The organism is Caproicibacterium sp. XB2, from assembly GCF_044880635.1.
Classification (GTDB): Bacteria; Bacillota; Clostridia; order Oscillospirales; family Acutalibacteraceae; genus Caproicibacterium; species Caproicibacterium lactatifermentans.
This window is the reverse complement of record NZ_CP173227.1, coordinates 958,752-971,437: the sequence shown is the minus strand read 5'-3', so window position 1 is coordinate 971,437 and position 12,686 is coordinate 958,752. Positions and strand designations below refer to the sequence as shown.

General features: G+C 46.2%; 11 protein-coding genes. 9 read left to right on the top strand and 2 right to left on the bottom strand.

The features are described from left to right. Positions 1-161 precede the first annotated feature (161 nt). The 4 genes from spoIVB to dhaS all read left to right on the top strand — a co-directional run bounded on the left by spoIVB (position 162) and on the right by dhaS (position 4,638). On the top strand, positions 162-1,199 hold the full coding sequence (gene spoIVB / locus ACIHKT_RS04685; protein WP_404352862.1) for a SpoIVB peptidase: 1,038 nt from the start codon (positions 162-164) through the stop codon (positions 1,197-1,199). Positions 1,200-1,327: 128 nt separating this feature from the next. After that, positions 1,328-2,083: a sporulation transcription factor Spo0A gene (gene spo0A, locus ACIHKT_RS04680; RefSeq protein WP_174193152.1), complete on the top strand. Its 756-nt coding sequence runs from the start codon at positions 1,328-1,330 to the stop codon at positions 2,081-2,083. A gap of 269 nt (positions 2,084-2,352) precedes the next feature. Then, positions 2,353-4,008: a dihydroxy-acid dehydratase gene (gene ilvD, locus ACIHKT_RS04675; RefSeq protein ID WP_086035772.1), complete on the top strand. Its 1,656-nt coding sequence runs from the start codon at positions 2,353-2,355 to the stop codon at positions 4,006-4,008. Positions 4,009-4,053: 45 nt separating this feature from the next. After that, positions 4,054-4,638, top strand: a complete 585-nt coding sequence (gene dhaS / locus ACIHKT_RS04670) for a dihydroxyacetone kinase transcriptional activator DhaS (RefSeq protein ID WP_086035771.1) — start codon at positions 4,054-4,056, stop codon at positions 4,636-4,638. 65 nt (positions 4,639-4,703) lie between these two features. On the opposite strand, the gene ACIHKT_RS04665 is transcribed toward dhaS, so the two are convergent. Continuing rightward, entirely contained in the window at positions 4,704-5,603 is a 900-nt protein-coding gene (locus ACIHKT_RS04665) for a patatin family protein (RefSeq protein WP_086035770.1), read from the bottom strand. Positions 5,604-5,781: 178 nt separating this feature from the next. Between ACIHKT_RS04665 and ACIHKT_RS04660 the strand changes: the two genes are divergently transcribed. The 4 genes from ACIHKT_RS04660 (at position 5,782) to ACIHKT_RS04645 (ending at position 9,491) form a co-directional block, all read left to right on the top strand. After that, positions 5,782-6,273 (top strand): VanZ family protein, encoded by a 492-nt coding sequence (locus ACIHKT_RS04660; protein ID WP_086035769.1) that lies wholly within the window; start codon positions 5,782-5,784, stop codon positions 6,271-6,273. Further along, positions 6,270-7,238 (top strand): zinc ribbon domain-containing protein, encoded by a 969-nt coding sequence (locus tag ACIHKT_RS04655; RefSeq protein ID WP_086035768.1) that lies wholly within the window; start codon positions 6,270-6,272, stop codon positions 7,236-7,238. Before ACIHKT_RS04660 ends, ACIHKT_RS04655 begins: the two co-directional genes overlap by 4 nt. A 166-nt stretch (positions 7,239-7,404) precedes the next feature. After that, positions 7,405-8,727 (top strand): MurT ligase domain-containing protein, encoded by a 1,323-nt coding sequence (locus tag ACIHKT_RS04650; RefSeq protein ID WP_086035767.1) that lies wholly within the window; start codon positions 7,405-7,407, stop codon positions 8,725-8,727. Then, the gene (locus tag ACIHKT_RS04645) at positions 8,724-9,491 is read left to right on the top strand and encodes a type 1 glutamine amidotransferase (protein ID WP_086035766.1); all 768 of its coding nucleotides are present in this window, start codon (positions 8,724-8,726) and stop codon (positions 9,489-9,491) included. The genes ACIHKT_RS04650 and ACIHKT_RS04645 overlap by 4 nt, the downstream gene beginning before the upstream one ends. 93 nt (positions 9,492-9,584) lie before the next feature. On the opposite strand, the gene pepT is transcribed toward ACIHKT_RS04645, so the two are convergent. After that, the gene (gene pepT / locus ACIHKT_RS04640) at positions 9,585-10,811 is read right to left on the bottom strand and encodes a peptidase T (protein ID WP_086035765.1); all 1,227 of its coding nucleotides are present in this window, start codon (positions 10,809-10,811) and stop codon (positions 9,585-9,587) included. Positions 10,812-10,961: 150 nt separating this feature from the next. Here pepT and ACIHKT_RS04635 point away from each other — a divergent pair, with 150 nt between their 5' ends. After that, on the top strand, positions 10,962-12,650 hold the full coding sequence (locus tag ACIHKT_RS04635) for a M3 family oligoendopeptidase (RefSeq protein ID WP_086035764.1): 1,689 nt from the start codon (positions 10,962-10,964) through the stop codon (positions 12,648-12,650). Positions 12,651-12,686: the final 36 nt, after the last annotated feature.

The window sequence follows — 12,686 nt, the reverse complement described above, 5'->3', positions numbered from 1 at the left end:
TTTTGGAAAAACAGGATGTCAACAGATGACAGCCGACACTCCTTGCTTGCAGAATGCGTTTATTCTGTCCAAATCATACCGACGAGCGGCAGAATTCCCATTCGTAAATACATCTCCATGAGGCAGATTAATAACTGCGGCCTGAGGAGGTGCATGTAAAAATGAAAAAAGTTGAAAGGCAAGTTGCTGCTGTTCTTGCAGCAGCGGTGCTCAGCGTCAGTGCGGCTGCTTCAGCGGCGGAACCGACGTCAGCACCTGTCAGCGGTCCCCATGTCTGTATGCTGGTCCCATGTGGCACGCCCTTTGGCATTAAGTTGTTTACAAATGGTGTTGTTGTAGCCGGTACAGCAGATTTGGAAACGCCCACTGGAACCGTGAATCCTGCCGCAAAAGCGGACGTACGGGTGGGAGATATCATTCGCTCTGTCAACGGTAAGCCTGTTACAAAGAATGAACAGATAGCTGCGGCCATTCAAAAAAGCGGAGGGAAAGCGCTGAAACTTGGTTTGCTGCGCAGTGGCAAAGAACAAACTGCAAATATTTTGCCAGTACAGAGTGCAGGGAATTACCGGGCGGGCCTTTGGGTAAGAGACAGTGCTGCGGGTGTCGGTACGCTCACTTTCTATGACCCACAAACACATGCCTTTGCGGGTTTGGGGCATGGCATAACAGACCCGGACACGCATACTATTATGCCGTTTGGATGCGGAGACATTGTACCTGTCACAATTTCCGGCGTTCAAAAAGGTTCCGCCGGTGTACCAGGAGAATTGGAAGGTTATTTTACGTCAGATGTTCCGTCTGGAACGCTGTATTCTAATTCCGAGCAGGGTGTATTCGGCAATCTGAAGCAACCACCGCATAATACGGCCGTTCCAGTATGTCCTGCAGAAGAAGTGAAAGCCGGACCGGTACAGATTGTCTGTACGATAGATGGCAACACTCCGCATACGTATCAAGCAGAAATAGAGCTGTTAAACGTGCGCGGTGCACGCAGCAAGAACATGGTGCTGCACATTACGGACAAAACACTGTTAGCCCGTGCTGGAGGCATTGTGCAGGGAATGAGCGGCAGCCCCATTCTGCAGCAGGGCAGGTTGGTAGGTGCTGTTACTCATGTATTTGTAAATGATCCGACACGTGGATATGGAATTCTGGCTGAAAATATGTTGTCTGCCGAAAAGAAAGCAGCAGCATAGCAAAAACATGGGAAGCGGCTGTTTTCCGTATGAATTTCCCCAGAAAAGAAAAAATTCTCATTAAACTGTTGCCAATAATCCCAATATATGGTAATATATTGATGTAAAAATTCTTAGGGGGACTAAATATGGAGAATAGTATAAAACTTTTGATTGCCAATGAGAGTCCAGAGTATCAACAGGAAAATACTCATGTTTTTGAAGAAAATGGTTTTTGCGTATCTTATACTGAAAAAGACGGCAGCAGTCTTCTGAAAGCTGTAGAAACACAGCAGCCAGCAGCTGTGTTAGCTCCTATTTTCATGCCGGGGTTGGACGCAGTCGGTGTGTTGAATTCTTTGCAGGAACATCACCCGACAAAGCTGCCTACTTTTGTTGTGGAAAGTAATTTTACAAGTCCTACGCTGGAGAGGGAAGTCCTTTCAGCAGGAGCTGCCTATTTAGCTGTGCAGCCATATGAAACTGTTCAGCTTGCCCGGCGAATTCGTCAGCTACTGACCATGGAAAATCCAACAGTACCTTGCCAGGAAACGCTGGAAATTCAGGTAACCGAAATTTTACATCAAATTGGTGTTCCAGCGCATATCAAAGGGTACCATTATCTGCGGGATTCTATTATTATGGCAGTGGAAAATCCGGATATTATCAATGCCGTGACAAAACAATTATACCCAGGTGTTGCGAAAAAATACGGAACAACGCCATCCCGTGTGGAACGTGCTATTCGTCACGCGATTGAAGTCGCATGGGACCGCGGAGACGTCGATATTTTAAATTCCTATTTTGGATACACGATTCACAATACCCGCGGCAAGCCAACCAACTCGGAGTTTATCGCCATGATTTCTGATCGGCTGCGGCTGCACATGAAAAACGCCGGATAACAAAACTGAAAGATTACTTCGCAAGTATCTCCACTTTATTGGGCCCTAAGAACAGGCCTGACAAAATGGAGATGCTTTTTTAGAGAAATCAATTGTATACAGAAAAATACTTCCTATATTTTTCATGTACTTGTTGTTCAAAATGAAATTTTATGCAGTTTTATACGGTTTATAACTCTCTTTTGCAATTAGTTTGACAGTTTCACTGTTATTCTTTATAATAAGTATAAATTTTATGGTGGTCTGCTACCTTGGGAGGGAACATACAAATGAACAGTGATGCAATTAAAAAAGACGTGCCTAAACGGGCTCTGTTCCATGCGCTTGGCCTGACAAATGAGGAAATTGACCGTCCTCTTATCGGCGTTGTCAGCTCATACAACGAAATTGTACCAGGACACATGAACATTGATAAAATTGTAAAATCGGTAAAAACTGGTGTTACAATGGCAGGTGGCACACCATTGGTTTTCCCGGCAATCGCAGTGTGTGATGGAATCGCAATGGGACATCGTGGCATGAAATACAGCCTGGTTACCCGAGAACTGATTGCCGACTCTACTGAGGCCATGACCATTGCCCATGCGCTGGATGCACTGGTTTTGGTACCAAACTGCGATAAAAATGTTCCCGGTCTTCTCATGGCGGCGGCCCGCCTGAATGTCCCTGCAATTTTCGTCAGCGGCGGTCCAATGCTTGCCGGACGTGTACAGGGGAAGAAGACCAGCTTTTCCAGCGCAAGTGAGGCAGTTGGTGAATATGCGGCTGGCCGTATTTCAAAAGAAGTGCTAGACGAATATGAAGCAAACACCTGTCCTACCTGTGGCAGCTGTTCCGGTATGTATACAGCGAACAGCATGAACTGTCTGACGGAAGCACTTGGCATGGGGCTGCAGGGAAACGGAACCATTCCTGCTGTTTATTCTGCTCGCCTGCAACTTGCAAAACATGCTGGTATGCAAATTATGGAACTGCTTAAACAAAATATTCGTTCGCGTGACATTATGACAATGGACGCCTTTGAAAATGCACTAACCGTAGATATGGCCCTTGGCTGCAGCACAAACAGTGCACTCCATTTGCCGGCTATTGCCCATGAATGTGGTCTGGAATTGAATCTAGATATTCTTAACCATATCAGTGCCCATACACCAAACCTGTGTCACCTTGCGCCGGCAGGGCATACCTATATAGAAGATTTAAATGAGGCAGGCGGCGTCTACGCTGTAATGAACGAGCTGGCTTCCGCCGGTCTTCTACATACTGATTGTATAACCTGCACTGGTAAAACCGTGAAAAAGAACATTTCCGGCTGCGTCAATAAGGATCCGGAAATCATTCGTCCTTTGGACAACCCTTACAGCAAAACCGGTGGAATTGCTGTTCTGCGCGGCAACCTTGCACCGGACGGCTGTGTTGTTAAGCGCAGCGCCGTATCTACAGAGATGCTGCAGCATAAAGGTCCTGCCCGTGTCTTTGAAAGTGAAGAAGAGGCAATGTCCGCTATCCTTGGCGGAAAAATCAATCCCGGCGATGTTGTTGTCATCCGTTATGAAGGACCAAAAGGCGGTCCCGGTATGCGGGAAATGCTCAATCCAACTTCCGCAATTATGGGCTGTGGCCTGGGGGACAGTGTTGCGCTGATTACGGACGGCCGGTTTAGCGGTGCTACCCGTGGTGCTGCCATCGGTCATATTTCTCCGGAAGCGGCGGTAGGTGGTCCTATTGCTTTGGTACAGGAAGGCGATCAAATTGAAATTGATATTCCTTCCAACTCCATTCAGATTGATGTTTCAAATGAAGAATTGGCCGCACGCAAAGTACGGTGGAAACCAAAAGAACAGCATGTAACCGGCTATCTTGCTCGTTATGCGGCCTTGGTTACCTCCGGCAGCCAGGGCGCTGTTCTGTCGCTGGGCCAATAAAAAGTTCCGTGTTCGTATTTTAAGAATAGAAGAGGAAATGATAGCATGGCGGATTCCAATATCACCAAAAAGGCTCTTGCAGATGCAATGAAATCACTGATGGCAGAAGAGCCCTTTTCAAAAATCAGCATCAGCGATATTTGTGCCCGCTGCTCTATGAATCGTCAAAGCTTTTATTATCATTTCCGAGATAAATATGATTTAGTAAACTGGATTTTCTACACAGAACTGATTGAGCATTTGTACGAACATGAACCTACTAGCGGCTGGGATTTGCTGCTGGATGTCTGTACCTATTTCTATGCAAATCGGCCATTCTACGTAAATGCTTTGCAGGTAACCGGACAGAATTCCTTTACGGATTATTTTGCCGATGTTATGCGTGCAATCGTCCAGCCATATTTTGAGGAAATCTTCAATGGCAGTCATGAAAACAAAGAGGAATTGGACTTTTATGTACAGCTGTTTACAGACGCGTGCAAAACAGTCATTTGTCGTTGGTTGTTCGACTTACCGAATATGAAGCCAGAGAAGTTTGTCGCGCTGGTCCGCCATGCGATTGTATGTACAGCACATTGTGTAGTGCAAGACGAAAAAGCATCCCAGGACACAAGCAAAGAAAACAAATAAACAAACAAATCAAAAGGCTGTCTGCGTATTTCGGTAAACGCAGACAGCCTTTTTACTGTACTTTTCTATATCTGTGCAGAAGAATTAGCAGGCGGAAAATCTTTTGGCCAGCGGGGAAGGGTGATTCCCCATTTTTCCTGTGCCCGATAAAGTGCTTCTTTTCCTTTCTCCAGTCCAATGCGATAAGCAGTCAGCAGCTGGTCATGATTTGTGCCAAAACGATCCAAAGGCAGTGGCTCATCTGGTGCTGCGATAATTGCTTCTCCGTCATGTTCCATGCGTTGAATCATATCGAGTGTTGTATTATAAACTTTATGACGTGTATCCATGACGTGCACTAAAGCAGGATAGTGGCGATATTTATGTGCATACACCGGTCGGCCAACCTGTGGCTTTTTGCGATAGCCACGTTCCCGTGTCAGTACAATAATGATTTTATCACAGCCATCAGCTAAAGCTTTATCAATTGGAATAGGTGCATGCAGCCCACCGTCCAAATACTCTCCATTCTGATAATGCACGATTGGAGAAAAAACCGGCAGGGAACAAGACGCCCGCAGTACCGTACAGGGAGGCACAATCTCCTCCTTCCCAAAATAGCAGGTTTTTCCCGTACGAACATCAGTGGCGCCCGCAAAAAAAGTGCATGGATTCCTGCGGAAGGTGTCATAATCAAAAGAGTCCAGTTTTTCTGGTATTTCGCCAAAAATATAATCCATGCCAAAAAGGGATTTTGTCTTCACAAAGTTATGTAGGCTTAGATAGTCTTCTTTTCCCGCATAATTAACAGTTGTGCGCAGTCCGCGCTCATTCTGCATGGAAACATAGGAAATGCCAATAGAGGCACCAGCTGAAACACCAATAACCTCATCCGCCATAAACTGTGCCTGTAAAAAAGAGTCCAGCACGCCAGTGGAATAAATGCCCCGCATGCCGCCGCCTTCCAGTACAATTCCAATTTTCAAGTCTGTTCGCCTCTGGTTCGTCAGATTCTTACAAAACAAATATTTCATCTTATGTTATTATAAACCCAAGTTTTCTGATTGACAAGGTCCCCTAAAAAGTCTCTTTGACTTTCACCAGGTTTCAAAAAGTGATATACTATATTCGTTTTACAGAACAAAAAGGAGCCTGCACGAAAATATGACACTTGCTGTAAAAGAGAAAAGAGTAGGATACAGCCTGGAAGTTCGCAGATGGATATGTTTTCTGATGGCTGTTTGCTGTATGATACTGATTTTTCATTTTTCCGCTCAGAATGGTCCTAAAAGTGACAGCGTCAGTATGCCATGTGCTGTCTGGTTAAAAAAGACTTTGCGTCTTTCTGCTTCTAATGTTTCTGTTCACCATTTTATACGGAAGGCAGCACATTTCACTATTTATATGCTGTTGGCAGCTTTTACTGCTGGGTGGCTGTCTTCCTTTTCGCTGCGTCCGGCAGTTTGGCTGTTTGTCACAGTTGCTTTTTGTGCTGCCTATGCGGTGGGCGATGAATTTCACCAGTCCTTTACGGCACTGCGCTCTCCGTCTCCATGGGATGTACTGCTGGATACGATTGGTGCAGCAATCGGTGCGGTACTTATCCTGATACTGACGTCCTGCTGTAGAAAAGGGAGAAAGAAGGCCCAACTTTGATTTGTCCAAAATGTGGTTATGACAACCCGGCAGAAGCACGCTTCTGTTCCAGATGTGGAATGCCTTTTCAGGATATGGTGCCGCCTGCAGAAGATAGTGAATTTTTAAATAATCATCTTTCTGACAATGAATACGACACTTATGAAGAGGAAGATGAAGAGCCCAAACATCATTCGTATGGGCCGTTCATCACGCTTATTATCCTCCTTTGCGTGGTAGCCGTTGGCATTAGTTTTTCTGTTGCATGGAAACAGGAACAAGGAACATGGCCATGGGAACGGTTAATAGGTACCGCCTCGTCTGCTGTTTCACAGGCGGCAGTTTCTTCTTCCCAGCAAACGCTGATTCCCCGAAAGACTAGCCCAAATTACACGGCTGCGGATATTTCAGCCGCCGTCCGCAACAGTGAATTTCAACAGTTTGCTGTATCTGAATCTGAAATTAATTCTATTAAGACGGATGGCCAGTCACTAACAGATGCAGACCTTGTGGAATTTACCGTGACAAAGTCCATGGTACAGCTGCATATGCAGGTACGTATTCCCAGCAGTTACTCCTCAGCCGTTTCCGGAGCACCGTCTTCCATAGATAAACCCCGTGTAACCGCATGGGGCGCAGATACATGGAAACTGACGGGCACTTGGAATGACACGGACGGAAACGCACTGCTGATTGATACCTGCAGCGCTGGCAGCCTAACGGCACGTTATGTACCTGCCGGGACATTTGAAAGCCGTGCAGTCTCTGGCTCTATTTCTGAAAACGGTGATATTTCTTTATTAAGTGGAAAAACACAAATCAGCGGACAATTTACCCCCGCAGGAACTGCTTTACTGACGATTACTGTCAATGGCAGGCAGCCTCGCACCCAGCAGTTCATCATGCTGTCCTCCGCAATCGCCGGTTTGCCAAGCGTTCCTTCCTCCGCTGTATCCAGTTCATCCCGCACGTCCGCTGTTCCTTGACACAGCAGAAGATGTGATTCTTTATTTACAAAGGGTTTAAAAACTGCTATAATTCAACATATACTTACACAGCAGACAGATGCAGAACCGCATCTTCCTGCTGTTTTTCATGCACATTCATTTTTAAGCACAAATGCTGTTTGAAACAGCTGGAGGGGACAAGTTTATGCGGTTAAGAAGCTCATTTGCTGTTCTGCTGGCCCGTGCGGTTAGCTGGGGGGAGCGGCACATCCTGCACGTAGGTGCCAGTGCCATGCCGGGACGCTTTGCCCTGCGAATCGACCCAATGGTTCTGGGGCAACTTGCCAAGAAGCTGCACAAAGGTTCTATCGTTGTATGCGGCACCAATGGCAAAACAACGACGAATAATATTATTTGCCGAGCGGTAGAAAGCTGCGGCAATTCAGTTTTATGTAACCGAGCCGGAGCTAATATGGCATCTGGTGTTGTGACCGCTTTGCTGCCGGGCAAGGGAGCAGACTGGGGAGTAATGGAAGCGGACGAACTTTCTACACCGCACATTGTACCTTTTTTAAAGCCCCGATATATGGTTCTGCTCAATATCTTTCGTGACCAGCTGGACCGTTGTGGGGAAATTGACACAGTTATGAACGCCATTATCTCCGCACTGGAAAAATCTCCGGAAACAATTTTGATTTACAATGCAGATGACCCATTTTGCTCTCACATTGCCTCACATGTAAAGAATACCATTCCGTTTGGTATTGCTGAGGACCTGCATCTGCCGCAGGACCGCGTGACTGGCGGCCGGTTCTGCTTAAAATGCGGTACCGAGTTGGAATATGATTATCGTCAGTATGGACAGCTGGGTGCATTCCACTGCCCCAAATGCGGCTTTCAGCGGGCACCGTTACAGTTTGCAGCAACTGATGTGCAGCTGGGCGGCGGCATATCCTTTACTGTTGGGGATACAACGATTAAGACACAATACAGTGGTGTCTATATGGTTTATAATTTATTGGCAGCATATTCGGCTGCTTCTATGCTGGGCTGCAGTGCACAGGATTTTCAGCATACATTGGACCAGTATGACCCCAAGAACGGACGGCTTGAAAAATTCATGGTACAGGGACATCCTATCATGCTGAATCTGGCGAAAAATCCAACTGGCTTTAACCAAAACATGGCGTTATTGCTGCAGGACCAGGGACCGAAAGTTATCTATTTCATTATCAATGATAATGATAACGACGGCAATGATATTTCTTGGCTGTGGGACGTTGACTTTGAACGGCTGGCCAAAGAAAAAGAAATGGTCGTATATGCCGGTGGTCACCGTATGAATGATTTGCAGGTACGCCTGAAATATGCTGGCATCCCGGCAGAATTAGTGGAAAGCGTGGCAGAAGCAGCTGAAAAGACGCGTGCACTGCCAACAGAACATCGTCTATATATCCTTACCAATTATTCTGCGCTGGCACCTGCGCAGCGGGAATTGCGCACCCTGAGCGGGGAGGAAAAACAATGAAATTAAAAATTGCGCATCTTTATCCGGAACTGCTGAATCTGTACGGGGACGGCGGCAACATCATCTGTATGCAAAAGCGCTGTGAATGGCGCGGCATAGAGGCTGAGGTCTATCAGGTACACAATGGAGAGCTGGCCGATTTTTCTGACGTTGATATTGTTTTTATCGGCGGTGGAACAGACCGGGAACAAAAAATTGTCTGTGACGCGCTGCTATCTGAAAAAGAGCAATTGCACGCCTATGTGGAGGCAGGCGGCGTCCTGCTGGCTGTCTGCGGTGGTTATCAGCTTTTGGGGCACAACTATCTGCTGGGGGATGAGTTGGTCAAGGGAACGGGCGTTGTTGACCTGAAAACAGAGCGCGGAGAAGGCCGACTGATTGGCAACGTTATGATTCAAAGCGACATCTGTAAAATGCCGATTGTCGGCTATGAAAACCATGGCGGGCGCACTTATCTTGGTGACTGCCATCCTCTTGGCAAAGTGATTTCCGCCGGTGGATACGGCAACAACGGCACCGACGGCTACGAGGGTGTGCATTATAAAAACGTAATCGGTACGTATCTGCATGGGCCACTGCTGCCAAAGAACCCACAGGTGTGCGATTACCTATTGCATACCGCACTGACGCGTCGCTACGGAGAAGGCTATGATTTTCCAGCACTGGATGATACGATTGAAAATAACGCCAATCAAGTCATGCAGGAACGCTTAAAAGAAAACGTCGTCAACAAAATGAAAGTAAACGCACGCGGAAAAAGCTGAAATAAAATCATATACAAAGGGACTGCAGAAAACCGGAAAACTTCCGAATTCTCTGCAGTCCCTTAATGATTGTTGAAATCATTAAATTTAGTTTTATTTAGAAGATGCCGTAAAACGATGAATAATTTCTAAAATAATCGCGGTACATAAATCCATATCTTCTGCTGCGACGTGTTCATATGGCCCATGATAGGCATGACCGCCGGTACCCAAATTGGGGCATGGCAGGCCTTTGACACTCAGCATAGCACCATCTGTTCCGCCGCGAATGGGTTCTTCATATGGTGTCAGGCCAAGCTCTCGAATTGCCGCCCGCGCATTTTCCACCAGCATGGGGTACGGCTGGATGTAAGGCAGCATATTTTCATATTCATCAGCCATTTTTAATTCAACTGTGCCTTCACCATACTTCTCGTTTAGCGTACGGACGATATGGCGAAGCATATCTTTACGAATCTCAAAATGTTTTTTGGAATGGTCCCGAATAATATAAGTGAGCTTTGCTTCTTCAATGCAGCCTTCCATACTGCACAAATGGAAGAAACCTTCTTTGCCAGCAGTATGTGATGGTGTTTCAGCGGCGGGGAGCATTGCATTGGCTTCCATTGCAATTAAAGAAGCATTTTTCATAATGTCTTTTGCATCTCCGGGATGCACATTAAAACCATGAAAAGTCAGTTCTGCACCTGCCGCGTTAAAGTTTTCATATGTGATTTCACTGACCTCGCCGCCGTCTACCGTATATGCATACTTGGCACCAAAGCCGGGAATATCAAAAGAGCGTGTACCTTGTCCGATTTCTTCATCTGGTGTAAAAGCGATACAAATACGACCATGCGGCAGCTTTTTTTGCAGCAGTTCTTCACATGCGGTCATGATTTCCGCAATGCCTGCTTTGTCATCCGCACCCAGCAGAGTAGTTCCATCTGAAGTAATCACCGTTTTGCCCTTCATGTTGGCAAGGTCTGGGAAAGCCTTTGGCGAAAGGACACGGCCGCTGGAACCCAACGAAATCTCTCCGCCGTCATAATCTTTATGAATCTGTGGATGAACGCCTTTTCCGTTAAAATCTGGGGCTGTATCCATGTGTGCAATAAAGCCAATCGCGGGGACCTGCTCCATACCGGGGACTGCGGAAAGTTCGCCGTATACATAGCCGGATGATGAAATGCGGACATTTTCTAGCCCAAGCTGATTCATTTCGTCTTTCAGCATGCTGGCAAGGTCCAGTTCCCGTGCGGCAGACGGTGTGGTAGAGGAATTCCCGTCTGAGGTTGTATAGACTTTAACATATTTTAAAAGTCTTTGTGCTGCTTTCATGATTGATGCATCTCCTGTATTCTCATCTGTCAATATACTTATTCAGTATACGCTGAATGCAGAAAAGAAGCAAGAATTTGATTTTTTGTTCGCATCGCGGTAAACTGTATTTATTCTATATTTAATAAGAGTAGCAAAGGAGTCACTGCTATGAAATTTTCAGAAATGCCTTACACAAGGCCAGACTATTCTGCCCTTTTTCAGCAGATAGATGATATGACAGCCAAACTGCAGAAGGGAACCACTGCAGAACAGCTGGAAATTTATAAACAGGTGGAAACACTGGAATCCAATGTAGTCACGCAGGCCACCATCTGCATGATTCGCAACAGCGTAGATACGCTCGACAAGTTCTACGAAACAGAGCAGACATATAATGATGAGCACATACCGCTTTTGAACGAACATCTGCAGTCCTTTAAGAAAGCGCTGGTTCAATCGCCCCATCGCCCAGAACTTGAAAAAAATTTAGGCAGCATGCTGTTCCAGAAGCTTGAAATGGAGCAGAAAGCCTTTTCACCGAAGATTGTTCCGCTTCTACAGGAAGGCAATCATCTGACCAACGAATATCAAAAGTTGTACGCAAGTGCGGCCATTGACTTTGACGGTAAAACCTGTAACTTGTCACAGTTAGGGCCTTATCTGCAAAGCACGAATCGTTCTGTGCGTCGCAATGCAGCAGAAGCTTATTTCGATTTTTTTGAGGAACACCGCGAAGAATTCGATACCATTTACGACAAATTAGTAAAAAATCGTACAGAGCAGGCACATCGGCTTGGATTTTCCAACTATGCGGAACTTTCACTGCTGCGCATGAACCGGAACGGATATAATCTAGATGACATTCGCAATTTTCGCAAGCAGGTTGTACGTGACCTAGTTCCACTGACGATAAAGATTAAAAAACGTCAGGCAACACGCATTGGCGTTACGGATTTCCGCTTTTATGATAACGATTTAAAATTCAAAGATGGCAGCGCTGTACCGCAGGGAACCCCGAAAGAAATAATGCAAGCCGGAAAAAAGATGTACACAGAACTTTCCAAAGAGACTGAAGAGTTTATTGAACAGATGTTCCGCATGGATTTGTTTGATGTATTGGCCAAAAAAGGTAAAGCACCCGGTGGCTATTGTACGGATTTGCCAGATTATCATTGCTCGTTTATTTTTTCAAACTTTAATGGCACTTCCGGAGATGTGGACGTACTGACACATGAAGCAGGTCACGCATTTGCAAGTTTTATTGCACAGCGTACGGTTCCGCTGCTGGCTCTGCGGGAACCTTCCTATGAAACTGCTGAAACACATTCCATGAGTATGGAGTTTCTGACTGCGCCGTGGCATCACCTTTTCTTCGGCGACCAGACAGATAAATATGAACTTGCCCATGCTGAAGATGCGATTGACTTTATTCCTTATGGCTGTTTAGTAGACCATTTTCAGGAAGAAATTTACCTCCATCCGGAAATGACACCGGAAGAACGGAATCAGACATGGCTGCGGCTGGAAAAGATGTACCGACCCTATATGGACTTTACTGGCCTTCCTGTTTTGCAGCGTGGTGCAGGCTGGCAACGTCAGCTCCACATTTATATGTATCCTTTCTATTATATTGACTACTGCCTGGCACAGACGATGTCCCTGCAGTTTTTCAATGCGGCAAACCGTGACCGTAAGGACGCGTGGAACCGCTATTTGAAGTTTGTAAAACAGGGCGGGACCGCTTCCTTTATTGACATTGCACACTCTGTCAATTTTCAGTCACCGTTGGATGAAGGCTGTGTCCGCCGTGTGGCAGATGAAACAGCGGTGTGGCTGAAAGACCACGCTGTCGAATAACCATCTTGCTGGTGGAATCGTCCATTCATAAACGAA

Bases quoted from the DNA above. Each gene is read 5' to 3' on its own strand.
- ACIHKT_RS04645 (WP_086035766.1), top strand. From the start codon at position 8,724: ATGAAATTAAAAATTGCGCATCTTTATCCGGAACTGCTGAATCTGTAC.
- dhaS (WP_086035771.1), top strand. From the start codon at position 4,054: ATGGCGGATTCCAATATCACCAAAAAGGCTCTTGCAGATGCAATGAAA.
- ACIHKT_RS04660 (WP_086035769.1), top strand. From the start codon at position 5,782: ATGACACTTGCTGTAAAAGAGAAAAGAGTAGGATACAGCCTGGAAGTT.
- ACIHKT_RS04635 (WP_086035764.1), top strand. From the start codon at position 10,962: ATGAAATTTTCAGAAATGCCTTACACAAGGCCAGACTATTCTGCCCTT.
- spoIVB (WP_404352862.1), top strand. From the start codon at position 162: ATGAAAAAAGTTGAAAGGCAAGTTGCTGCTGTTCTTGCAGCAGCGGTG.
- spo0A (WP_174193152.1), top strand. From the start codon at position 1,328: ATGGAGAATAGTATAAAACTTTTGATTGCCAATGAGAGTCCAGAGTAT.
- pepT (WP_086035765.1), bottom strand. From the start codon at position 10,811: ATGAAAGCAGCACAAAGACTTTTAAAATATGTTAAAGTCTATACAACC.
- ilvD (WP_086035772.1), top strand. From the start codon at position 2,353: ATGAACAGTGATGCAATTAAAAAAGACGTGCCTAAACGGGCTCTGTTC.
- ACIHKT_RS04650 (WP_086035767.1), top strand. From the start codon at position 7,405: ATGCGGTTAAGAAGCTCATTTGCTGTTCTGCTGGCCCGTGCGGTTAGC.